Source organism: Amycolatopsis azurea DSM 43854 (genome assembly GCF_001995215.1).
In the GTDB taxonomy this organism is placed as follows: domain Bacteria; phylum Actinomycetota; class Actinomycetes; order Mycobacteriales; family Pseudonocardiaceae; genus Amycolatopsis; species Amycolatopsis azurea.
In genome coordinates, this window is the sequence record NZ_MUXN01000014.1 from 56,926 (window position 1) to 77,535 (window position 20,610).

Genomic DNA, 20,610 nt, shown 5'->3' on the forward strand with positions numbered 1-20,610 from the left:
TCACGATTAGCCCGCTAAAGTCGCGCCGCCTGTGGGGGCACCTACTTGGCGGGTTTGGGCTTCGGAGCGGGTTTCTTCGGGGCGTCGTCCTCGCCGATCACGGGCGGGACGACCTGACCGGGCTCACCGACCACATCGGACGGCTTCGAGGCGGGCCGTGTCTTCGACTGGTGCGCGGTCCCGCCTCCCCCGCCGGCGCCCATCCCCATCATGGGCGCCATCCCCATCGGCATCATCGCCGAGCCCGACCCCGCGGCCTGTCCCTGAGCAGGCGCGGCCTGCACGGGCGCGACCTCCGGGATCGGCGCCTGACCTTGCTCGATCAGCGGTTCGTGCGATCCGGTCTTCCGGCCGTCGCCGGGATCGGCCGCGGACGGCGACGTCGACTGCTCCTCCGACTCGGTACCGGAATCCGCCTCGGCGGACTTCTCAGCGGCCTTCTCCCGAGCAGGCGCGCTCGCCGGCTCGGACTCGTCGTTGAGCTTGAACTCGTCCTGCGGAAACCGGTGGGCGATCTCGATGCTCCGCGACGCACCGTCGGGATCGTCGACGCCGTCACAAAGGCGAACGAAGCCTTCGATGACGTTGCGGCCGGCTTCGAAGAGCGCCTTGGCCGACTCCTGAGCCTCTTCCAGCTGGGTCCGCGCCCGCCGGACACCGCCGACCGGCAGCATCGCGGTCTCGGAGGTCAGCTCGGCCGTGTCGACCAGGACCTCGACGAGGTCGGTCAGGATGCGCCGGATCGACAGCACCAGCTCGTCGAGCGAACCCGCCAGCGTGGTGAGGGCCTCTTCGACGTCGGTGCCCGCGATCTTGATGTCACCGATGTACGCGACGAACGCGTCGGCGTCCTTTCCGGACCATCCCGCGTCGAGGCGGCCAAGGTCTTCCGACAGTTCTTTCGAGACGGTGCCCGCGGTCGCCGCCGCTTTCCGGAGCCTGTCCGCTTCTTCCCTGAGGTCCTCCCAGCGCCCCGCCAGCGGGGTCAGGTAGGCCTCGACAGGGTCGATCAGTCCCAGATGGCCGGACAGCTCGGAGACGAAGGCGAGATGAGGCGCCGCGGCCTCGACCAGGTCCTCACCGCCCGACCCCGTCGCGTTTAGCGGGCTAAACGCGCTCGGGTCCGGCGCCGGCTCGGGAGCGGCGGCGCGGGCGGCCTTCGGGTGCGGGATGGAATCGGTCGGGTTCTCCGACTCGGCGATCATGCGGTTCAGAGCTCCACGGCGCGTTTGATCATCTGGGCGGCCTCTTCGTCGTGCCCGGCGTGCCGCGCGGTCACCGTGTGCAGGGCCTCGGACGCCGACCGCAGAGCGGCCGCGCCTTCCTCCAGCTGACGCCGGATGGCCTCGGCCGCACGTCCGTAAGACACGCCAAGGCCCAATTCCTCCCCCAGCGCGCCAAAGGACTCGACGGTGACGCCGTCCCCGGTCACCTCGGCGGCCGCCAGATCGAGCTCTCCGGCGGCCGCGTCCACCCGCTTCGCATAGTCAACGACGACGGTGCCGTCGATCTTCAGGCCGGCCACTGCACCCTCCACTCACCCGATACCGCTTGGGCGTTGAGACGCGCGCGCCGTCCAACGGGTTCCCGCGATCAGTTGCCCGCGGGAGCCTGCTGTGACTGTGTGGCGACCGAGCCCGCCCTGTCGTCGATCGGCACCGTGTCGAAGGTGCGAAGCACGTCCTGCGTGTTCAGCGAAGCGCCGGTCGGCAGGATCCGGATGATGGACTCGGGCGCGGGAACGCGCTTGTTGAGCCCGATCGAATCCGCTGTCACGGCGTCGGGGACGCCGTAGCGGATACCGCGATCGGAGATCAGCTGGATCGGTCCCTTGTCGAAGGTCTCTTTGCCGGTCGACGACTGGACGACCGCCGCGAGGCCGGGGTCCATGTAGAAGCTGTTGATCGGCGCGCCGGCCGGGCCGGGAGTACCGATCTTGATGCCGGGCGCGGACCGGTCGGCGTTCCTGCCCTTGGGCAGCTTGTCGTCGACGTAGACAGCGGTGTGGGCGTCCCGGCTGGCACCTTCGCCGGTGATGGACCAGCTCAGGCAGGAGACCCGGGAACCTTGGGTCGCGTTGAGCACCGTCGGGACGGCCTGGGGGTACGCGTCGAGCCCGACGAAGCCGTCCTGTCCCGTGGTCACCCGCGTGACGTTGCGGATCTTGCCCTGCGCCACGGACATCACCGAGGTGCTGCCGTCGTTCTTGCCGGTCTGGACGATGTCCGCGACCGCGGACGAGATGGACTGGATCCCTTGCCGCAGGATGAGGTGGAAGTCCTTCCGGCCGTCGGCCTGCTCCGTGGAGAAGACGTCGCCGACCTTCAGGCCTTCGATCTCATAGTTGGGGGTCCCCCCCTTGCCCTCGACGTCCGGCAGCTTCAGCTCGGGCACCTCGGGAATCGCGTCCAGCAGACCCTGGGAGATCCCGCGCGGCTGGTCCGGCAGCTTCAGCGCGGAAAGCACGGCGCTCGATTCGGGCTTGATCTCGGCCTTGACGGCGTTGGCGTTCGGCAGGTTGGGGTTCGCTGCCAGCCGGTAGACCAGATACGTCCTGCCGTTGGCGCCCTTGACCATCAGCGCCTCGTTCTGACCGAGCTCACGGTTCCCGAGCTGCTTCACACCCGCGTAGACGGTCGTCTCCGTCTTCGTCAGATCGGGCTTCGGCACCGACGGGTCGTACATGACCTCGTCGCACACGCCCCAGTCCGGGCTGACGCGCTGGGTCTCCGTCGGCATCAGCTGCGGGCCGTTGGGAATGCCCATGAGCTGACCGCGGGGGATGTTCTTGAGCTGTTCGTCCGAGACGACTGTGGGGTTCTTCACTTCGGAAGCCTGCTGCGGCCCGGAAGGCTTGGTCCCCGCCTGCTGCGCCCCCTGCTTCGACTGCGCGATGATCAGCAGCCGCGCGGAGGCGAGGTTGAAGGTCGGGACGAGTTTCTTCGGGTTCCCCGCGACGACGTACACCGTTCCGGACTGTTCCCCGATGACGATGTTGCCCGCCTCGGGCACCGAGGGCTTCGGGCTCAGGAGTCCCCAGATGACGAAGACCAGGACGCCCAGCGCGGCCAGCACGACCCCCACGATGGTGGCGCGCGTGTGCGTGCGCATCGGGTCATGGAGCATGACGGCATCGCGACGGACCAGCGCGGATTGCATCCGGCGCAGAACGAACTGATAAGCCTGAACTTGAGACTTAGTAGTCGGTGTTGATGGCATTCTCGACCTACAGTCCTCCCCGTCGCGGTACGGTTCCGCAGGATAGCCGTACGGGGACCGTCTGGTGTGGGGTTTCTACCAACTCCAGCTAGGGTCGAGTTCCTCGGGACCGGCTTTCCGGGTACGCAGCACGCACGAGGGGAAGAGAAAGCGCGGATGTCCGTCACCACTCCTCCACGTCCGCCCGGCCCTCCGGGGCCGCAACCTCCTGGTCGTCCGCCGGGGCCACCGCCGAGGCCCGGGAGACCGGGTGGTCCGGGCGGCCCGGCCGGAGGCCAGGGCGGTCCCGGTGTTCCTCGCGGTCCTGGCGGCCCCGGAGGCCCTGGAGGGCCCGGCGGACCGCAGGGTCCCGGCGGCGGCCCCGGTGGTCCGGGAGGACCCGGCGGCCCCAAGGGGCCTGGTGGTCCCGGCGGACCTGGTGGTCCCGGGGGTCCGGGAGGTCCCGGTGGGCCAGGCGGCCCGGGCGGTCCTCCGTCCGGCGGCCCCGGTCCGCAGTCCGGCCCCCCGCCCGCTCCGGCGACTCGGATCGCCGCGCCCACGCGGCGCCGCACCGGCGGGATCAACCTCGGCCCGCTGCCGGTGGCGAACCTGGTCGTGCTCGAACTCGGGCTCGCGATCGGCCTCGTCCTGCTCGCGATCGACATGAAGCTGAAGTGGATCGCGATCGGCGTGCTCGGCTTCGCGATCATCATCGCGTTCCTGCGCTGGGGCGGCCGCTGGTTCACCCAATGGGCTGGACTCACCATGCGGTACACGTTCCGCTCACACGACCGGGTGGCGAATCCGCTTCCGCCGAGCAGCATCGAATCGCTGGCCGCCGAAGAGGACGCCGTCACCGGCCCCGACGACGCCAGGGTCAACCTGCTCCGGCTCGCCGTTCCCGACCTCGTCGTCGCGCACGGTGTGGACCACGAACGCCAGCAGGTCGGCCTCGCGTGGAACGACGGGACGTGGACCGCGGTCCTGCTCGTCGAGCCCGCGCCCGCGCTGATCACCCAGGCGGGCGGCGCGCCGAGCCTGCCGCTGTCCGCGCTCGCCCCGTGCCTCGAGGACCGCGGTGTGGTCCTCGACTCGATCCAGATGATCTGGCACTGCTACCCCGGTAGCGCCGCGCTTCCGTCGGACTCGCCCGCGCTCAGCTCCTACATGGAGGTGCTCGGGCCGCTTCCCGCGGCCGCGCGGCGGACGACGTGGGTCGCCATCCGGCTCGACCCGCGCCGGTGCCCGGCCGCGATCCGCGAACGCGGCGGCGGCGTCGTCGGTGCGCATCGCGCGCTGATCGGCGCGCTGTCGCGAGTGCGCAACGCCTTGGAGTCGCAGGGCGTGCCGACCCGGCCACTCGACCCGGACGAGCTGCTGCGGTCCAGCATTTCGGCCGCGGAACTGACCGCGGTCGCCGGTTCGCCCGCGAAAGTCGGTCTGCAGGAGCGCTGGACCGGCGTCACCGCGGCGGGCATCGGGCACGCGAGCTACGCGATCACCAGCTGGCCGAAGGGCAAGATCAGCGGCAGCCTGAACGCGCTGACCAGTGTCCGCGCGCTGTCGGCGACGGTGGCGATGTCGATCTCGCCGTCCGCGGACGAGGGCAAGATCGGGCTGCGGGGAATCGTTCGCCTGAGCGCGCGGAACCCGCGTGAACTGGACGCCGCCGACCAGCGGCTGCAGAGTGTCTCGGACAAGCTGGGTGTGGCGCTGACGCCGTTGCGGGGCATGCAGATCTCCGGGTTCTCCGCGACTTTGCCGATCGGAGGCACGGCATGAGCACCCGCATGCGCGACGCAGGCCAGAGCACCGGTGTCGCCCCGGAATTCACCGTCGACCCGGCCATGCTCGACGCGATCAGCCCGTCCGGCGACCGGGGCGGGATCGTCCTCGGCTCCGGGCTCAAGGGCGAACCGCTGACGATCTCCGCGCTGCGTTCGACGCCGACCCGGATCGTGCTGGTCGGTGGCCTGTACCTGGCTCGCCAGGTCGCGCTGCGGGCGATGGCGGTCGGGGCGTGGGTCGTCGTGGCGACCGGTCGCCCGGCCGCGTGGCAGGTTCTCCCGCAGGCCGCGGGAAACCAGCCCAACGGCAGGCCTTCGCCGCTGGTGCAGATCCGGCGGCTGTCGCCGGTCGACCTCCCGCGCCCGTCCGAGGACGCGCCGCTGCTGGTGGTGACCGACGGCGGCCCGACACCGCAGGACCTGTTCCCGCCGCGTTCGCCGTGGCAGACGACGGTCTACGTGCTGCCGTACCTGCACCCGCAGGCCGGGGCGACCGCGAACGCGGCCGACCTGGTGCTGATGCAGCGGCTTCCGCCGGGGCAGGCCGAGCTGGCCGCGCGGATCTGGCGGCTCCCGCCGCAGATGATGAAGCAGCTCACGACGCTGAAGGACGACCAGGTCGTCGCCCTGGGCCGGAACCTGTGGCGCCCGCTTCGCCTCGTCACCACCGCGAAAGAACAGCAACTGCTGGGCCCAGTACGCCGCGGCGACTAACCGGCCGCGGCGACTTTAGCGGGCTAACCGTGCTCTGCGGGGGCATTGTCCACATCGGACAGTGCCCCCGTTTTGCGTCCGGCCCGCGTCACGATTAGGGGGCTAAAGTCGACCTGGCGCGGGAAGCGGGTCGGGAGTTCGGCTGTCAAGGGGCAATCGCGCGAGCTGTGGACAAGCGGGGGCTTGTGGATAAGTAGGCCCTGAGAGGCCGGGACGGCCTTGGGTTGTCGGTCTTCTCGATCACTGTGTCGGCATGACCAGACCCTTCGATTCATCTCATCTCCCCGACGTCTTCCGCGGCTCGGTTGCGCGCAAGGCGGGCCTCATCACGGCGAGCCAGCTGCGTGGTTCCAGCGTCCGCAGGCTGTTCCAGGACGTCTACACGCGCGCTGATGTCGAGGTCACACACGAGCTGCGTTGCCGTGGCGCCGCTTTGCTGGCGCCGCCGGAGGCCGTGCTGACCGGCCGATCGGCCGCGACCGTGCAAGGCGTCGAGCTGGCCAAACCCCATGATCCGGTCGAGATGGTCGTACCGGAGAAACAACGCTTCGGCCCGATAGTCGGCATCAAGGTCCGACGCACCGAGATCAAGCCAGAAGAATCGAAGCCGTGGAACGGCATTCGTATCGCGCGGAGGACCCGAGTCGCACTGGACCTGCTACTCCGGCTTTCTCCTCGCAAATCCGGGTGGGTGCGACGGCTCCGCATCGGCGTCCCGGATCTGGACCAGTTCATGAGAGCCGAGAAGTTGAGCGATCTGCTTCTCAACCGGGAGTTCTACGGTCGTCGCAATCGAGGAATCCGCTTGGCCAGACATGCTTTACGGCTGTCCGACCCTCGCGCGGAATCGCCCCCGGAATCGGAAGTCCGCATCGTGCTGGCCGCCGGCGGCATTACGGCGACGCCCCAGGTCGAGGTCTTCTCCCGCACAGGCCACTTCATCGCTCGCCTCGACCTTGGAGACAAGGAGCACAAGGTCGCCATCGAATACGACGGCCGATGGCACAACACGCCAGAACAACGAGCCCACGATCGCAGACGCCGAAGACGCGTGGAAGCCGAGGGCTGGCGCTTCGTCATCGTCACCGCGGAAGACCTGGCGAACGACTTCAAGGGCATCGTCGACGCCGTCTGGCGTGCCCGACGCGGCGCGATTAGCCCGCTAACTGCGCCACGTCCGGGTCAGGAGGGGGTGCGCATGGCGCGCGTTTGATCGGCCCGGGCCGCGAGTTCGGTATCCGGCGGGTAGTCGACGGCCATCAGCGTAAGGCCATGTGCGGGAGCGACAGCGCTGTCCCGCGTCCGGCTCTCCAGGACGCCACCGGGCCAGTCCAGCGGACGACGGCCGTCACCGACCAAAAGCAGTGCCCCCACCAGGCTGCGCACCATCGAGTGGCAGAACGCGTCAGCGGAGACGTCGACCTCGACAGCGTGCGGTCCGGTCCGCTTCCAGACGAGCTTCTGCAGCTCGCGAATAGTCGTCCCGCCTTCACGCTGCTTGCAGAAGGCCGCGAAGTCCTGAAGCCCCAAGAGAGACTCCGACGCCTCGTTCATCGCGTCGATCGAGAGCGGACGCCCCCAAGCCAGGGTGTCGTGACGCCTCAACGGATCCACGCCCCACGGCGCGTCCGAAACGCGGTAGCGATAGTGACGCCGCACGGCCGAGAACCGCGCGTCGAATCCGGGTGCGGCCACTCGGGCGTCCAGCACCCGCACGTCACCCGGCAGGTACCGATTCCAGCGGTGAAGCATCCGCCCCAGGTCAGGAATGCCCTGCTCGTCCAGTTCCAGGCGGCCGGATCGCGTTTTGCCCGCTAAAGGCGACACGTCGACATGGACCACCTGGCCGGCGGCGTGCACACCGGCATCGGTGCGGCCGGCGACGACGACGGACTTCGGCACCGAGGCCCCTGGAGGCTGCTTCGCGAGCGCCTCTTCTAGGAGTCCCTGCACCGTGCGCCGCCCGGGCTGCCGCGCCCAGCCGGAGAAATCGGTGCCGTCGTAGGAAACATCCAGACGCAGACGAACGAGCCCGCCCTCCGCAGTGGGAGTGGCGGGCTCGTCCGGGGTGTTCGGTGCCGTCAGGACGTCAGTCCTTCTTGCTGTCCGCGTCCGCGGCGGGGGCCTCAGCGGCCTCGTCGGCGGCGGGAGCCTCGGTGGCCTCCGGAGCCTCGGTGGCGGCCGTGTCGGCAACCTCAGGGGCGTCGGTGGTCTCCTCGGCGGCCGGGGCGGCAGCCTTCGGCTCGTCCTTGGCGAACTTCGTCTTGCGCGCGGCCTCGGCCTCGGCGGTGACGGTCTTCTCGGCCACCAGCTCGATGACGGCCATGGGGGCGTTGTCGCCCTTGCGCGCCATCGTCTTGGTGATCCGGGTGTAGCCACCCGGACGCTCCGCGAAGAACGGACCGATCTCGGCGATCAGCTTGTGCACGACGTCCTTGTCGCGCACGATGCGCTGGATCTGACGACGGTTGTGCAGGTCGCCCCGCTTCGCCTTCGTGATCAGCTTCTCGGCCAGCGGGCGCACCCGCCGGGCCTTCGCCTCGGTCGTCGTGATCTTGCCGTGCTCGAACAGCTGGGTGGCCAGGTTGGCCAGGATCAGCCGCTCGTGCGCGGGCGACCCGCCGAGACGGGGTCCCTTTGTGGGGGTGGGCATCGGTTCTCCTCGTTCAGCTCACAGCTGGAGGCCGGGGCTCCCCCACCCCTACCGGTGAGGGAGCCGTAGCTGGCCTTACAGCTGCTCCGTCTCTGCGTAGTCCTGGCCATCGTCGTGGCCGTTGTCCGAAATTCCGTCCGTGATGCTGTCGACGCCCTCGGACCAGCCTTCACCGTCGTAGCTGGCCGCGGCCGCGGTCGGGTCGAACCCGGGCGGGCTGTCCTTCAGCGCGAGGCCGAGACCGACGAGCTTGAGCTTGACCTCGTCGATCGACTTCGCACCGAAGTTGCGGATGTCCAGCAGGTCGGCCTCGCTGCGCGAGACCAGTTCGCCGACGGTGTGGATGCCCTCGCGCTTGAGGCAGTTGTACGACCGGACGGTGAGGTCCAGGTCCTCGATCGGCATCGCGTAGGCGGCGATGGTGTCCGCCTCCTGCGGCGACGGGCCGATCTCGATGCCCTCGGCGTCGACGTTCAGCTCGCGCGCGAGACCGAACAGTTCCACCAGCGTCTTACCGGCCGACGCGACAGCGTCCCGCGGCGTGATCGACGGCTTCGTCTCCACGTCCAGGATCAGCTTGTCGAAGTCGGTGCGCTGCTCGACACGGGTCGCCTCGACCTTGTAGGTCACCTTCAGCACCGGGGAGTAGATGGAGTCGACCGGGATCCGGCCGATCTCCGCGCCCGCCTGCTTGTTCTGCAGGGCCGGAACGTAACCGCGGCCGCGCTCGACGACGAGCTCGATCTCGAGCTTGCCCTTGCCGTTCAGCGACGCGATGTGCAGATCCGGGTTGTGCACGGTGACACCGGCCGGGGGCACGATGTCGGCGGCGGTGACCTCACCGGGGCCCTGCTTGCGCAGGTACATGGTGACCGGCTCGTCCTCTTCCGAGGAGACCACGAGCTCCTTGAGGTTCAGGATGATGTCGGTGACGTCTTCCTTCACCCCGGGAACGGTGGTGAACTCGTGCAGCACGCCGTCGATGCGGATGCTCGTCACGGCCGCGCCCGGAATGGACGACAGCAGCGTACGACGCAGCGAGTTGCCGAGCGTGTAGCCGAAGCCGGGCTCCAGCGGTTCGATGGTGAACCGGGAGCGGGTCTCGTTGACCGTCTCTTCGCCGAGAGCCGGTCGCTGGGAAATCAGCATCTTTCCTAATTCCTTTCCAAACGGCGCCCGCCATATGACACCGAAAGGGATGGCGACGCGGCGGCGCATTCTGAACGCCGCCGCGCGAACCCACGCCGGGCCGGAGGATCTCCGGCCCGGCGATGGATCACTTCGAGTAGAGCTCGACGATCAGCTGTTCCTGAACCGGAACGTCGATCTGAGCGCGCTCCGGGAGCTGGTGGACCAGCACACGGAGATTGGACGGAACAACCTGGAGCCACGCGGGAACGGGACGTTCGCCGAAGGACTCCTTGGCCGCGACGAAGGGCAGCATCGCGAACGACTTCGGCCGCACGTCGATGATGTCCCACTTCGTGACCTGGTAGGACGGGACGTTGACCTTGACGCCGTTGACCACGAAGTGGCCGTGGCTCACCAGCTGACGCGCCTGACGGCGGGTGCGGGCGATGCCGGCGCGGTAGATCACGTTGTCCAGACGGGACTCGAGGATCTGCAGCAGGTTCTCACCGGTCTTACCCGGACGCCGGACGGCTTCCTTGTAGTACCGGACGAACTGACGCTCGAGAACGCCGTACGTGTAACGAGCCTTCTGCTTCTCCTGCGACTGCAGGAGGTACTCGGACTCCTTGATCCGGCCACGGCCGTGCTGGCCGGGCGGATAGGGGCGACGCTCGAAAGCCTGGTCGCCGCCGATGAGGTCAACCTTGAGGCGACGCGAAATACGCGTCGCGGGGCCGGTGTAACGAGCCATTTCTTCTTACTCCTCCCCGTTCCTCAGACCCGGCGCCGCTTGGGCGGGCGGCAGCCGTTGTGAGGCTGCGGGGTCACGTCCTGGATGGTGCCGACCTCGAGGCCGGCCGCCTGCAGCGAGCGGATCGCCGTCTCGCGGCCCGAACCCGGGCCCTTCACGAAAACGTCGACCTTCTTCATGCCGTGCTCGGCAGCCTTGCGGGCGGCGTTCTCGGCGGCCATCTGCGCGGCGAACGGGGTGGACTTACGCGAGCCCTTGAAGCCCACGTGACCACTCGACGCCCACGCGATCACGGCACCGGTCGGGTCCGTGATCGAGACGATGGTGTTGTTGAAGGTGCTCTTGATGTGCGCGTGACCGTGCGCGACATTCTTCTTTTCCTTACGGCGGACCTTCTTGGCCCCCGCCGCAGTACGAGACTTCGGTGGCATGTTCTGAGGGTTCTCCTGTTAGCGCGCGTTCTCTTGGTGAGCGGCGACCGCTTCGGCCTGTCCGCGCCGGATGATCGAACCGGCGTCGGTGTACAGGTTGCGGAGCGCCATCGGGCGGGCGTAGAGCGCCTTGGGCGAGACACAAGCCGAGCCGCGGCGGTGAACGCCGCCCATCCGCACGACCTTCTTGCCCTGGACGCTCACTTCTTGCCAGCCTTCTTCTTGCCGGCGACCGTCTTCTTCGGACCCTTGCGGGTGCGGGCGTTCGTCTTGGTCCGCTGACCACGGACGGGAAGTCCGCGACGCCAGCGAAGGCCCTCGTAGCACCCGATCTCGATCTTCCGACGGATGTCGGCGTTCACCTCGCGGCGAAGGTCACCCTCGACCTTGAAGTTCTCCTCGATGTAGACCCGCAGCTTGGCGAGGTCGTCATCGCTCAGATCCTTGACGCGAGTGTCCGCGTTGAGCTCGGCAGCAGCGATGAGCTGCTTCGAGCGGGTACGGCCGATGCCGTAGATGTAGGTCAGCGCGATCTCCAACCGCTTTTCGCGGGGGAGGTCTACGCCAGCGAGTCGTGCCATTGGCGTTGATGCTCCTTCATAGAATTCATCTCCAGGTCTGCTCCCCGTCCGGTCCCGGGACCGACTCGCCTGTCGTGCCCTTGGCTTGCGCTTCGGGTGTCCCGGCCCCGGCCTGAAGTCCGGGGGTGAACCGGGCCGTTCACACGGCCCGGCAGGTGCGGGGAGATTGTGTAGCCGTCAATCCACTCTGTTACGAGTGCGAGTGATCAGCCCTGCCGCTGCTTGTGCCGCAGGTTCTCGCAGATCACCATGATCCGGCCGTGACGGCGGATCACCTTGCACTTGTCGCAGATCTTCTTGACGCTCGGCTGGACCTTCACGTCTCCTGCTCTCCTGCTTGTGCTAACTCGTCGTGATCACTTGTAGCGGTAGACGATGCGACCACGTGACAAGTCGTAGGGCGAGAGCTCCACGACAACCCTGTCCTCGGGCAGGATGCGGATGTAGTGCTGCCGCATCTTGCCGCTGATGTGTGCAAGGACCTTGTGGCCGTTCTCCAACTCGACGCGGAACATCGCGTTGGGGAGCGGCTCGACTACGCGGCCTTCGACCTCGATGGCCCCGTCTTTCTTGCCCATGTCCTCCGCATTTCCTGTCGCTACACTGTGTGATCAGTCAAAGCTTGAGTGCTTGGCTGGGTGGTGCTTCGGCACACTCCTGCCCGGCTCCAATGTCCGTTCGCGAGAATTCACGAGCGCGCAGGATCCGGGCGCGATGAGTACACCGACTTGACAGTGTACGCAACCCGTGTCGTGAGCCCCAAACGGGGGTAACTGTGTTAGGTGACCCCTGGGCCCGTCCGCAGCGACCTCCACCATCGTACGCCTCCGCCGACCTGCGTTTAGCGGGCTAAACGCGCTCCGTCGGGTGGGTGTCCTGGCGCGGTTGGCGGGCCGGGTGCGCCCGATGGGGGCAGCGGGCGGGCGCCCCATCGGCGGGCCCGGGCGCTGCGCCGACCGGCGGGCGGACTTGCGTTTAGCGGGCTAACCGTGCTCCCGGCGCGTTCGACTTTAGCCCCCCTAAACGAGCTCCGGCGATCGCGTTTAGGGGGCTAAACGCAGGTCCGGGCGCACTTGCGTTTAGCGGGCTAAACGCGATCCGGCAGGGGCGAAGGGGGTCAGGAGTCTTCGGGGGCGGTCAGCACCCACGGGCCGTCATCGGTGATGGCGACGGTGTGCTCCCAGTGCGAGGCCCGCGAGCCGTCCGCGGTCACGACGGTCCACCCGTCCTCGAGCTCGACGGTCTCACCGCCGCCGCCGGTCAGCATGGGCTCGATCGCGAGCGCCATACCGGTCTTGAGCCGCGGCCCCTTGCCAGGTTTCCCGAGGTTCGGCAGGAACGGGTCCATGTGCATCTGGCGCCCGATCCCGTGACCGCCGTATTCGACGATCATCCCGTATTCGACGCCGTCGTCCTGGCCGGCCTTCTCCGCCGCGGTCTGCACGGCGTGCGAGATGTCCGTGAGCCGCCCACCGGACGACACCGCGGCGATCCCCGCCCACATGGCGGCCTCGGTGGCCGCGGAAAGCGCGAGATCCGCCTTCGACACCTCGCCGATCGCGAGGGTGACGGCGGAGTCGCCGTGCCAGCCGTCGAGGATCGCGCCGCAGTCGACGGAGATGATGTCGCCGTCGTTCAGGACCTGCGTCTTCGACGGGATGCCGTGGACGATCTGCTCGTTCACCGAGGCGCAGATCGACGCCGGGAACCCGTGGTACCCCTTGAACGAGGGCACCGCGCCGGCGTCGCGGATCGTCTGCTCGGCGAGTTCGTCCAGGTCGGCCGTGGTCACGCCCGGTTTGGCGATCTCGCCCACCGCGGTGAGGGTGCGCCAGACGACCAGGCCCGCGGCCCGCATCGCCTGGAGCTCACCAGGCGTCTTGATTTCGATCATGCGCCCACGACGAAGCCGTTGCAGTACACGCAGTCCTCCGAGATTCACGTGCGGTCGCGCAGCGCTTCCAGCACGCGGGCGGAGATCTCGTCGACCGAGCCGACGCCGTCGACCGTGACCAGGATGTCCGCGTAGTACTCGAGCAGCGGAGCCGTCTCGGACACGTAGATCTGCTGGCGGCGACGGATGACCTCTTCGGTGTCGTCCGAGCGGCCGCGGGACAGCAGCCGCTCGACGACGACGTCTTCCGAGACCTGGAGCTGGATGACCGCGTTCAGCTCGGTGTCGACCTCGCCGAGGATCTCACCGAGGACGTCGGCCTGCTTGGTGTTCCGGGGGAACCCGTCCAGCAGGAAACCGACCTTGGCGTCGGGTTCGGCGAGGCGCTCGCGCACCATCTCGTTCGTGACCGAGTCGGGCACGAGTTCGCCGGAGTCCAGGTAGCGCTTGGCTTCCTGGCCCAGCGGCGTCTGCTCGCCCACGTGGGCGCGAAACAGGTCGCCGGTCGAGATGTGCGGGATCCGGAGCTTCTCCGACAGTGCTACCGCCTGAGTACCTTTGCCCGCGCCAGGAGGGCCAACGAGAACCAGGCGCGTCACTTCAAGAACCCTTCGTAGTTACGTTGCATCAGCTGGCTTTCGATCTGCTTCACGGTGTCGAGACCGACACCGACCATGATCAGCACAGCCGTGCCACCGAACGGGAAGTTCTGGTTGTTCCCGCTGCCGGTGACGGACAGGAAGAAGTTCGGAAGGATCGCGATGATGCCCAGGTACAGCGAGCCCGGCAGGGTGATCCGGCCGAGGACGTAGCTGAGGTACTCCGCGGTGGGGCGTCCCGGGCGGATACCCGGGATGAAGCCACCGAACTTCTTCATCTCTTCCGCACGCTCGTCCACGTTGAACGTGATCGTGATGTAGAAGTACGTGAAGAAGATGATCAACGCGAAGTACAGCAGGACGTGCGCCCAGCTGGACTGGTTGACGATGTAGTTCTGGATGAAGACCTGCCAGCCCGCGTTGCTGTTGGCGTCGCCGACGAGGCGGCTGATCAGGTCCGGCAGGTAGAGCAGCGACGAGGCGAAGATGACCGGGATGACACCGGCCTGGTTCACCTTGATCGGCAGGTAGGTCGAGGTCCCGCCGTACATACGGCGGCCGATCATGCGCTTGGCGTACTGCACCGGGATCCGGCGCTGGCCCTGCTCGACGAAGATGACGCTGGCGATGATCACCAGGCCGAACACACAGATCAGGGCGAAGACGACGCCACCCGCGCTGCTGAGGATGTTGCCACCCTCGATCGGGATGCGGGCCGCGATGTTCAGGAAGATGAGGACGGACATGCCGTTGCCGACGCCGCGCTCGGTGATCAGCTCACCCAGCCACATCATGACGGCGGTACCGGCGGTCATCGTGATGACGATGATGGCCAGCGTGTAGACGCTGTTGTCCGGGATGATCGCGGTGTCGCACTGCGGGAAGAGCTGCTTGCGGTCGGCGAGCGCCACCACACCGGTGGCCTGCAGGACCGCGAGGGCGATCGTCAGGTACCGGGTGTACTGCGTCAGCTTGCCCTGACCGGACTGGCCTTCCTTCTTCAGCTCCTCGAACCGCGGGATGACCACGGTGAGGAGCTGGACGATGATGCTCGCCGTGATGTACGGCATGATGCCGGTCGAGAACAGCGACAGCTGCAGCAGCGCACCGCCGCTGAACAGGTTCAGCAGCTGATAGACGCCCTCCTGCGACCCGGTTTCCGTACATTTCTGGACGGCGGAGTACGAGATGCCCGGGGCCGGGATGGTGGCACCGATTCGGTAGACCGCGACGATGGCTAGCGTGAACAGGATCTTCTTACGTAGATCCGGCGTCGCGAGAGCCGAGCGGAAGGCGCTGAGCACGCGGGAGACCTCCTCGGCGTCGTCGGCTGTCTTACCGACGATCGGCTTGGCCGACCTGGGGCCGGCGGGAACACACAGCTTTCTGGCACAAGCCAGGAACGCTTCGGGGCACACTCGTCCCGAAGCGTGCGGCCGACTCTAACAGCTTCACAGGGCGTGTCCGCAGTGCGTGTGGGTTTTCCGGACGAAGGTTGGTCCGCGAGGTTGATCGACTTGCTCTTCTCGCTCCGGAACCTTGACAGATCAGCCTGTCGTTCCTTGCTTTCCGGGCGCCGTCGGATCACGGTTAGCCCGCTAAACGCAACGTGATCAGGAGCTCGAAGCGGCGAGGGCGCCCGCCATCCCGAGGAGCACGACACCGGTGCCTCGGTCGACGTTGCGAGTCGCGCGGCGGGACAGCCGAAGCGACTTCACGAGCGCGCCGGCTCCGACGTAGGTCGCGCCCGCGACGAACTCCGCGAGCAGGTAGATAGCGCCGAGAATCGCGATCTGGGCGGGAAATGAGCCGTGAGCTGCGTCGATGAACTGGGGCACGAACGCCGTGAAGATGAGGATCGCCTTCGGGTTCGTGATCGCGACGACGAACTCCTTCCTCGCGATCCGCAGTGCCGGCACGGGTTCGGCGTCTTGCGGTGCTTGGACCAGTGCGGTTCGGCCGGCACGGAACGTCGACCAGAGCAGCCGCCCGCCGACCCAGACCAGGTAGGCGACACCTGCCCACTTGATCACCGTGAGTGCAAGTTCAGAGGCCGCGAGGAGTTGCCCGAGGCCTGCCTCGACCGCGGTGATCAGCACCGCGAATGCGGCCAAACGGCCTAAAAGTCCGGCGAGCCCTTTCCACGTCCCCTGTGTCATGCCGTGGTGCAGGCCGAGCAGGTTGTTCGCCCCTGGCGTAAAAGCCACGAGCACCGCCGCTCCGAAAAAGACCACCGCCCAAGTCATCGGCCACCTCCTCCCCCACCGTATCGGTCGCCGCGAGCGCGTTTAGCGGGCTAATCGCGCTCTTTCGGGCCGGGATCCGACGGAGGCGCGAAGGCCGAATAGTCCGGGGGCCCGGGCTGCGGCTCCGGTGGGAGCACCGTGATGGAGATGCCGTCCTTCGGGGTCGGCATCTCCGCGAGACCCGGGTCTTCGCTCACCGGGACCTCGTCCTCCTGGACCCGATGGCTCATGACGGCCGCGCCGACAGCGGCGACAACCGCGGCGAAGAGAGCCCACATGCCCGCCTCGAGAGTCAAAGCCACCTTGACGTCATCTCCTAGCTGGCGTCCGGCCCCCAGCGTGGCGACGCAGCTGACGACCCCGGCGAGAAACACCGCCGCGATGGTGGTGAGCCACCTGTCCAAGGCTCCCGGGCGATGACGCCCCGCCAGCCGCGTGCTGACGATCGCGGCCGCCAGCAGGAGCGTCGCTGCGATCAAGAGCGGGATACCGACAGGTGACGTCGACGTTGTGAAGGAAGGTTGGCCGGGCTGTTCCGCTGTGGTGTCCCACGCGCTCTGCACGAACACAAGCATGTTCTGTTCGCTGGCGTCGAAGGCGAACCGATGCTCGGTCCTGAAGAGCGGGAAGAAGCAGCCGACGAGGGTCAGCACGAGAGCCAAGACGGACAGTCCGGCCGCGACGAGCCTGCGAGGCTCGAGGTGACCGGACCGGCGTGGTTCTCCCGGAGGATCCATAGGACCCGAAACGGATACGACCATCGGCGGCGCATCCGGCTGCTGTTGGAAGGGCTGCGAATCCTGCCCGAGAGGTATGGCCACCTCATGATCCTCCCAGCTCAGGTACCCCTGCGCCACGCTCGCGGCCCCGGCGGCCGACCTGCGTTTAGCCCCCTAATCGCGATCCGGGCCGCGGGCACCTGGGCGACCGGAGGACTTGCGTTTAGCCCCCTAATCGCGATCCGGGGCCCTGGAGCGCCCCCGCCACCGGGATCGCGATTAGGGGGCTAAACGCAAGTCGGAGCGAGCAAAGCGAAAGGCCCGCCGGGCGGAGCCGGGCGGGCCTTTCGGTGAAGCTGAGGCTCCCGCAGCGAAGCGGAGGGAGCCGGGTGAAGCGGGAGCGAGCTCAGAGCGTGGTGGCGGAGCCACCGGCGGCGGAGAGCTTCTCCTTGGCGGAGCCGGAGAAAGCGTCGGCGGTGACGTCCAGCTTGACGCCGTTCAGGTCACCGTTCCCGAGCACCTTCACGAGCTTGTTCTTGCGAACAAGGCCCTTCGCGACGAGCTCCTCGTTGCCGACCTTGCCACCGTCCGGGAACACGCGGGCGATGTCGCCCAGGTTCACGGGCTGGTACTCGGTGCGGAAACGGTTCTTGAAGCCGCGCAGCTTCGGCAGCCGCATGTGGATGGGCATCTGCCCACCCTCGAAACCGGCGGGCACGTTCTTCCGGGCCTTGGTGCCCTTGGTACCGCGACCGGCGGTCTTGCCCTTCGAGCCCTCACCACGGCCGACGCGGATCTTGTCGCGCTTCGCGCCCGGAGCCGGACGAAGGTGGTGGATCTTGATGGCAGTCATGCCTTGACCTCCTCGACCTCCACCAGGTGGCGGACCGTGTGGATGAGGCCGCGAACCTGGGGGGTGTCTTCACGCACGACGCTCTGGCGGATCTTGCGCAGCCCGAGGGTGCGCAGCGACTCGCGGTGAGCGTGCTTCGTGCCGATCTTGCTCTTGACCTGGGTCACCTTGAGCTGAGTCATGTCAGACCCCCTGACCCGCGCGCTGACGCAGCATGCGAGCCGGAGCGACGTCCTCGAGCGGGAGACCGCGGCGGGCCGCGACCTCTTCGGGACGCTGCAGACCCTTCAGGGCCGCCACGGTCGCGTGCACGATGTTGATCGCATTGTCGGAGCCGAGCGACTTCGACAGCACGTCGTGGACACCCGCGCACTCCAGCACCGCGCGCACCGGGCCACCGGCGATGACACCGGTACCGGCCGAGGCCGGACGCAGCAGCACGACACCGGCGGCTTCCTCACCCTGGATCGGGTGCGGAATGGTGCCACCGACGCGGGGAACGCGGAAGAAGTTCTTCTTCGCTTCCTCGACGCCCTTGGCGATGGCCGCGGGAACTTCCTTGGCCTTGCCGTAGCCGACGCCGACCTGACCGTCGCCGTCACCGACGACCACCAGAGCGGTGAAGCTGAAGCGACGACCACCCTTGACGACCTTGGCGACGCGGTTGATCGTCACGACCTTCTCAAGGTGCGGGGTCTTCTCCTGGCCGGCCCCGCCACGGCCGCTGTCGCGCCGGTCCCGGCGGTCGCGACGGTCATTGCGGTCGTTGCCGCCCTGCCCGCCGGGTCCGCCCTGGCCGCCGCCGAATTGCCGTGTACGTCCCGGCATCAGGCTTTCCTTCCATTCACGAGCATCTGCATCAGAACTCCAACCCCGCCTCACGGGCAGCGTCGGCGAGCGCCGCGATGCGGCCGTGGTAGGCGTTGCCACCACGGTCGAACACCACGGTCGAGACGCCGGCGTTCTTGGCGCGGGCGGCGAGAAGCTCCCCGACCTTGGCGGCCTTGGCCTTCTTGTCGCCGTCCAGCGCGCGAACGTCCGCCTCGAGGGTGGACGCCGACGCCAGGGTCTTGCCGGCGAGGTCGTCGATCAGCTGCACGGCGATGTGCCGCGACGAACGCTTGACGACCAGGCGCGGACGCTGGTCCGTGCCGTTGATCTTCTTGCGAAGGCGGAAGTGCCGACGGGCCTTCGCGACGCGGCGGCGGGTCGAGATGTCCTTGCCGACCGGCTTGCGCTTCGTAGTCGTGTCGCTCATGATCACTTACCCGTCTTTCCGACCTTGCGGCGGATCTTCTCACCCTCGTAGCGCAGGCCCTTGCCCTTGTACGGGTCCGGGCGGCGCAGCTTGCGGATGACCGCGGCGATCTGGCCGACCTTCTGCTTGTCGATGCCCGAGACCGAGAACCGGGTGGGGGTCTCGACCTTGAAGGTGATGCCTTCCGGGGCCTCGATCTTCACCGGGTGGCTGTAGCCGAGGGCGAACTCGAGGTCCGAACCCTTGGCCTGCACGCGGTAACCGACACCGTGGATCTCGAGCTTCTTCTCGTAGCCCTCGGTCACACCGACGACGAGGTTGTTGACCAGCGTCCGGGTGAGACCGTGCAGGGCACGGCTGGTGCGCTCCTCGTCGGGACGCTTCACCTCGAGCGTGCCGTTTTCGGCCTGCTCAACGGTGATCGGCTCGGCGATGGTGTGCTCGAGGGTGCCCTTGGGCCCCTCGACCTTGATCTGCTGACCGTCGATGGTCACCTTGACCCCGGAGGGGACGGCGACCGGCAGCTTTCCAATGCGTGACATGTCTGTGCCCCCTTCCTTACCAGACGTAGGCGAGGACTTCGCCGCCCACGCTGTTGCGCTTGGCCTGACGGTCGGTCTGGAGGCCGGACGACGTCGAGATGATCGCGACGCCGAGGCCACCGAGAACCGACGGCAGTTCGGTCGATTTTGCGTAGACCCGCAGGCCGGGCTTGGACACGCGGCGGAGGCCGGCGATGCTGCGCTCACGGTTGGGGCCGTACTTCAGCTCCACGATGAGGTTCTTGTGCTTCTCGCCCGGCTCGTCACGGTAGCCCGAGATGTAACCCTCGCGCTTGAGGATCTCGGCGATGTTCGCCTTGATCTTCGAGTGGGGAAGCACGACCTCGTCGTGGTAAGCCGAGTTCGCGTTACGCAGACGGGTCAAGAAGTCTGCGATGGGGTCGGTCATCGTCATGGTGACCTGTCAACCTTTCTCGCCCTGGTTCCCTGCTGATTCGATGCGGGGCCTGTGGCGAAGTGGGAGTTAAAAAAGACTCTTACCAGCTGGACTTGCGGACGCCGGGCAGCTCGCCCGCGTGTGCCATCTCGCGAAGGCAGATCCGGCAGAGCCCGAACTTGCGGAACACCGAGTGCGGGCGACCGCACCGCTGGCAACGCGTGTAACCGCGAACCTTGAACTTCGGCGTCTTCGCGGCCTTGTGGACCAGTGCTTTCTTGGCCATCGACTCAGTTCTCCTTGAACGGGAAGCCGAGCTTGCGAAGCAGCGCGCGGCCCTCGTCGTCGGTGTTGGCGGTGGTGACGACAGTGACGTCCATACCGCGCGGGCGGTCGATGGCGTCCGGGTCGATCTCGTGGAACATGGACTGCTCGTTGAGACCGAACGTGTAGTTGCCGTTGCCGTCGAACTGCTTCGGCGAAAGCCCGCGGAAGTCACGGATACGCGGAAGCGCGATGGTCAGCAGCCGGTCGAGGAACTCCCACATCCGGTCGCCGCGCAGCGTGACGCGCGCGCCGATCGGCTGGCCCTCACGCAGCTTGAACTGCGCGATGGACTTGCGGGCCTTGCGAACCTCGGGCTTCTGCCCGGTGATCGCGGCCAGGTCCTTGATGGCGCCTTCGATCAGCTTGCTGTCACGGGCGGCGTCACCGACACCCATGTTCACGACGACCTTGACGACGCCCGGGATCTGGTGGACGTTCTCGAAGGAGAACTCCGCCTGGAGCTGTCCCTTGATCTCCTCGCGGTACCGCACCTTGAGGCGCGGGGCGATCTTCTCTGCGGTGGTCATGA

The 20,610-nt window shown here is 67.5% G+C and carries 28 protein-coding genes; 3 read left to right on the forward strand and 25 right to left on the reverse strand.

What is annotated here, in order from left to right:
• Positions 1 to 41: 41 nt before the first annotated feature.
• The 3 genes from B0293_RS18815 to eccB all read right to left on the reverse strand — a co-directional run bounded on the left by B0293_RS18815 (position 42) and on the right by eccB (position 3,219).
• Positions 42 to 1,205 (reverse strand): WXG100 family type VII secretion target, encoded by a 1,164-nt coding sequence (locus B0293_RS18815; protein WP_005166821.1) that lies wholly within the window; start codon positions 1,203 to 1,205, stop codon positions 42 to 44.
• A gap of 5 nt (positions 1,206 to 1,210) precedes the next feature.
• Positions 1,211 to 1,525 carry a hypothetical protein gene (locus tag B0293_RS18820; RefSeq protein ID WP_005166819.1) on the reverse strand — a complete coding sequence of 105 codons (315 nt, stop codon included), beginning with the start codon at positions 1,523 to 1,525 and terminating at the stop codon, positions 1,211 to 1,213.
• A 68-nt stretch (positions 1,526 to 1,593) separates the two neighbouring features.
• Positions 1,594 to 3,219, reverse strand: coding sequence for a type VII secretion protein EccB (eccB, locus tag B0293_RS18825; RefSeq protein WP_077241336.1), 1,626 nt, complete (start codon positions 3,217 to 3,219; stop codon positions 1,594 to 1,596).
• 579 nt (positions 3,220 to 3,798) lie between these two features.
• On the opposite strand from eccB, the gene eccE reads away from it, so the two are divergent.
• The 3 genes from eccE (at position 3,799) to B0293_RS18845 (ending at position 6,912) form a co-directional block, all read left to right on the forward strand.
• The gene (gene eccE / locus B0293_RS18835; RefSeq protein ID WP_005166816.1) at positions 3,799 to 4,980 is read left to right on the forward strand and encodes a type VII secretion protein EccE; all 1,182 of its coding nucleotides are present in this window, start codon (positions 3,799 to 3,801) and stop codon (positions 4,978 to 4,980) included.
• Entirely contained in the window at positions 4,977 to 5,699 is a 723-nt protein-coding gene (locus B0293_RS18840; protein WP_005166815.1) for a hypothetical protein, read from the forward strand. Before eccE ends, B0293_RS18840 begins: the two co-directional genes overlap by 4 nt.
• A gap of 253 nt (positions 5,700 to 5,952) precedes the next feature.
• On the forward strand, positions 5,953 to 6,912 hold the full coding sequence (locus B0293_RS18845) for an endonuclease domain-containing protein (protein WP_005166814.1): 960 nt from the start codon (positions 5,953 to 5,955) through the stop codon (positions 6,910 to 6,912).
• Here B0293_RS18845 and truA read toward each other — a convergent pair.
• The 22 genes from truA to rplE form a co-directional block, all read right to left on the reverse strand.
• On the reverse strand, positions 6,882 to 7,715 hold the full coding sequence (truA, locus tag B0293_RS18850) for a tRNA pseudouridine(38-40) synthase TruA (protein WP_077241341.1): 834 nt from the start codon (positions 7,713 to 7,715) through the stop codon (positions 6,882 to 6,884). The two genes, B0293_RS18845 and truA, sit on opposite strands and share 31 nt — an antisense overlap.
• A 73-nt stretch (positions 7,716 to 7,788) precedes the next feature.
• Positions 7,789 to 8,352, reverse strand: coding sequence for a 50S ribosomal protein L17 (gene rplQ / locus B0293_RS18855; protein WP_005166812.1), 564 nt, complete (start codon positions 8,350 to 8,352; stop codon positions 7,789 to 7,791).
• A 75-nt stretch (positions 8,353 to 8,427) separates the two neighbouring features.
• Positions 8,428 to 9,501, reverse strand: coding sequence for a DNA-directed RNA polymerase subunit alpha (locus tag B0293_RS18860; RefSeq protein ID WP_005166811.1), 1,074 nt, complete (start codon positions 9,499 to 9,501; stop codon positions 8,428 to 8,430).
• A gap of 127 nt (positions 9,502 to 9,628) precedes the next feature.
• Positions 9,629 to 10,234, reverse strand: coding sequence for a 30S ribosomal protein S4 (gene rpsD / locus B0293_RS18865; RefSeq protein ID WP_005166810.1), 606 nt, complete (start codon positions 10,232 to 10,234; stop codon positions 9,629 to 9,631).
• 23 nt (positions 10,235 to 10,257) lie between these two features.
• Entirely contained in the window at positions 10,258 to 10,665 is a 408-nt protein-coding gene (gene rpsK, locus B0293_RS18870; RefSeq protein WP_004558885.1) for a 30S ribosomal protein S11, read from the reverse strand.
• An 18-nt stretch (positions 10,666 to 10,683) separates the two neighbouring features.
• Complete coding sequence (locus tag B0293_RS18875) at positions 10,684 to 10,869, reverse strand: hypothetical protein (protein WP_005166807.1); 186 nt, start codon at positions 10,867 to 10,869, stop codon at positions 10,684 to 10,686.
• Complete coding sequence (gene rpsM / locus B0293_RS18880; RefSeq protein ID WP_005166805.1) at positions 10,866 to 11,246, reverse strand: 30S ribosomal protein S13; 381 nt, start codon at positions 11,244 to 11,246, stop codon at positions 10,866 to 10,868. The genes B0293_RS18875 and rpsM overlap by 4 nt, the downstream gene beginning before the upstream one ends.
• Before the next feature lie 206 nt (positions 11,247 to 11,452).
• Positions 11,453 to 11,566, reverse strand: a complete 114-nt coding sequence (gene rpmJ / locus B0293_RS18885; RefSeq protein WP_004558882.1) for a 50S ribosomal protein L36 — start codon at positions 11,564 to 11,566, stop codon at positions 11,453 to 11,455.
• A gap of 36 nt (positions 11,567 to 11,602) precedes the next feature.
• The gene (infA, locus tag B0293_RS18890) at positions 11,603 to 11,824 is read right to left on the reverse strand and encodes a translation initiation factor IF-1 (protein WP_005166804.1); all 222 of its coding nucleotides are present in this window, start codon (positions 11,822 to 11,824) and stop codon (positions 11,603 to 11,605) included.
• Between the two features lie 539 nt (positions 11,825 to 12,363).
• Positions 12,364 to 13,140, reverse strand: coding sequence for a type I methionyl aminopeptidase (gene map, locus B0293_RS18895; protein ID WP_005166802.1), 777 nt, complete (start codon positions 13,138 to 13,140; stop codon positions 12,364 to 12,366).
• A gap of 44 nt (positions 13,141 to 13,184) precedes the next feature.
• Positions 13,185 to 13,739, reverse strand: a complete 555-nt coding sequence (locus B0293_RS18900) for an adenylate kinase (RefSeq protein WP_005166801.1) — start codon at positions 13,737 to 13,739, stop codon at positions 13,185 to 13,187.
• Positions 13,736 to 15,043, reverse strand: a complete 1,308-nt coding sequence (gene secY, locus B0293_RS18905) for a preprotein translocase subunit SecY (RefSeq protein ID WP_039919707.1) — start codon at positions 15,041 to 15,043, stop codon at positions 13,736 to 13,738. The genes B0293_RS18900 and secY overlap by 4 nt, the downstream gene beginning before the upstream one ends.
• Positions 15,044 to 15,352: 309 nt before the next feature.
• Positions 15,353 to 15,985: a LysE family translocator gene (locus tag B0293_RS18910; RefSeq protein WP_005166799.1), complete on the reverse strand. Its 633-nt coding sequence runs from the start codon at positions 15,983 to 15,985 to the stop codon at positions 15,353 to 15,355.
• 50 nt (positions 15,986 to 16,035) lie between these two features.
• Entirely contained in the window at positions 16,036 to 16,638 is a 603-nt protein-coding gene (locus tag B0293_RS18915; RefSeq protein ID WP_245192148.1) for a hypothetical protein, read from the reverse strand.
• A 472-nt stretch (positions 16,639 to 17,110) separates the two neighbouring features.
• The gene (gene rplO / locus B0293_RS18920) at positions 17,111 to 17,557 is read right to left on the reverse strand and encodes a 50S ribosomal protein L15 (RefSeq protein WP_005166797.1); all 447 of its coding nucleotides are present in this window, start codon (positions 17,555 to 17,557) and stop codon (positions 17,111 to 17,113) included.
• Positions 17,554 to 17,739, reverse strand: a complete 186-nt coding sequence (rpmD, locus tag B0293_RS18925; protein WP_005166796.1) for a 50S ribosomal protein L30 — start codon at positions 17,737 to 17,739, stop codon at positions 17,554 to 17,556. Before rpmD ends, rplO begins: the two co-directional genes overlap by 4 nt.
• A gap of 1 nt (position 17,740) precedes the next feature.
• Positions 17,741 to 18,385 carry a 30S ribosomal protein S5 gene (gene rpsE / locus B0293_RS18930; RefSeq protein ID WP_005166795.1) on the reverse strand — a complete coding sequence of 215 codons (645 nt, stop codon included), beginning with the start codon at positions 18,383 to 18,385 and terminating at the stop codon, positions 17,741 to 17,743.
• A 31-nt stretch (positions 18,386 to 18,416) separates the two neighbouring features.
• On the reverse strand, positions 18,417 to 18,815 hold the full coding sequence (gene rplR, locus B0293_RS18935) for a 50S ribosomal protein L18 (protein WP_039919720.1): 399 nt from the start codon (positions 18,813 to 18,815) through the stop codon (positions 18,417 to 18,419).
• 2 nt (positions 18,816 to 18,817) lie between these two features.
• Complete coding sequence (gene rplF, locus B0293_RS18940; RefSeq protein WP_005166793.1) at positions 18,818 to 19,357, reverse strand: 50S ribosomal protein L6; 540 nt, start codon at positions 19,355 to 19,357, stop codon at positions 18,818 to 18,820.
• Between the two features lie 16 nt (positions 19,358 to 19,373).
• The gene (gene rpsH, locus B0293_RS18945) at positions 19,374 to 19,772 is read right to left on the reverse strand and encodes a 30S ribosomal protein S8 (protein WP_005166791.1); all 399 of its coding nucleotides are present in this window, start codon (positions 19,770 to 19,772) and stop codon (positions 19,374 to 19,376) included.
• An 82-nt stretch (positions 19,773 to 19,854) separates the two neighbouring features.
• Entirely contained in the window at positions 19,855 to 20,040 is a 186-nt protein-coding gene (locus B0293_RS18950) for a type Z 30S ribosomal protein S14 (RefSeq protein ID WP_005166789.1), read from the reverse strand.
• Positions 20,041 to 20,044: 4 nt separating this feature from the next.
• Positions 20,045 to 20,608 carry a 50S ribosomal protein L5 gene (gene rplE / locus B0293_RS18955; protein WP_005166787.1) on the reverse strand — a complete coding sequence of 188 codons (564 nt, stop codon included), beginning with the start codon at positions 20,606 to 20,608 and terminating at the stop codon, positions 20,045 to 20,047.
• Positions 20,609 to 20,610: the final 2 nt, after the last annotated feature.

Excerpts from the sequence above, each read along its gene's own strand:
- eccB (WP_077241336.1), bottom strand. The coding sequence starts at position 3,219 with ATGCCATCAACACCGACTACTAAGTCTCAAGTTCAGGCTTATCAGTTC.
- B0293_RS18910 (WP_005166799.1), bottom strand. The coding sequence starts at position 15,985 with ATGACTTGGGCGGTGGTCTTTTTCGGAGCGGCGGTGCTCGTGGCTTTT.
- B0293_RS18840 (WP_005166815.1), top strand. The coding sequence starts at position 4,977 with ATGAGCACCCGCATGCGCGACGCAGGCCAGAGCACCGGTGTCGCCCCG.
- infA (WP_005166804.1), bottom strand. The coding sequence starts at position 11,824 with ATGGGCAAGAAAGACGGGGCCATCGAGGTCGAAGGCCGCGTAGTCGAG.
- rplQ (WP_005166812.1), bottom strand. The coding sequence starts at position 8,352 with ATGCCCACCCCCACAAAGGGACCCCGTCTCGGCGGGTCGCCCGCGCAC.
- map (WP_005166802.1), bottom strand. The coding sequence starts at position 13,140 with ATGATCGAAATCAAGACGCCTGGTGAGCTCCAGGCGATGCGGGCCGCG.
- B0293_RS18950 (WP_005166789.1), bottom strand. The coding sequence starts at position 20,040 with ATGGCCAAGAAAGCACTGGTCCACAAGGCCGCGAAGACGCCGAAGTTC.
- rpsK (WP_004558885.1), bottom strand. The coding sequence starts at position 10,665 with ATGCCACCGAAGTCTCGTACTGCGGCGGGGGCCAAGAAGGTCCGCCGT.
- rplF (WP_005166793.1), bottom strand. The coding sequence starts at position 19,357 with ATGTCACGCATTGGAAAGCTGCCGGTCGCCGTCCCCTCCGGGGTCAAG.
- B0293_RS18845 (WP_005166814.1), top strand. The coding sequence starts at position 5,953 with ATGACCAGACCCTTCGATTCATCTCATCTCCCCGACGTCTTCCGCGGC.
- rplR (WP_039919720.1), bottom strand. The coding sequence starts at position 18,815 with ATGAGCGACACGACTACGAAGCGCAAGCCGGTCGGCAAGGACATCTCG.
- rpmD (WP_005166796.1), bottom strand. The coding sequence starts at position 17,739 with ATGACTCAGCTCAAGGTGACCCAGGTCAAGAGCAAGATCGGCACGAAG.
- rplO (WP_005166797.1), bottom strand. The coding sequence starts at position 17,557 with ATGACTGCCATCAAGATCCACCACCTTCGTCCGGCTCCGGGCGCGAAG.
- rplE (WP_005166787.1), bottom strand. The coding sequence starts at position 20,608 with ATGACCACCGCAGAGAAGATCGCCCCGCGCCTCAAGGTGCGGTACCGC.
- rpsD (WP_005166810.1), bottom strand. The coding sequence starts at position 10,234 with ATGGCTCGTTACACCGGCCCCGCGACGCGTATTTCGCGTCGCCTCAAG.
- rpsH (WP_005166791.1), bottom strand. The coding sequence starts at position 19,772 with ATGACGATGACCGACCCCATCGCAGACTTCTTGACCCGTCTGCGTAAC.
- rpsE (WP_005166795.1), bottom strand. The coding sequence starts at position 18,385 with ATGCCGGGACGTACACGGCAATTCGGCGGCGGCCAGGGCGGACCCGGC.
- B0293_RS18815 (WP_005166821.1), bottom strand. The coding sequence starts at position 1,205 with ATGATCGCCGAGTCGGAGAACCCGACCGATTCCATCCCGCACCCGAAG.
- rpsM (WP_005166805.1), bottom strand. The coding sequence starts at position 11,246 with ATGGCACGACTCGCTGGCGTAGACCTCCCCCGCGAAAAGCGGTTGGAG.
- B0293_RS18860 (WP_005166811.1), bottom strand. The coding sequence starts at position 9,501 with ATGCTGATTTCCCAGCGACCGGCTCTCGGCGAAGAGACGGTCAACGAG.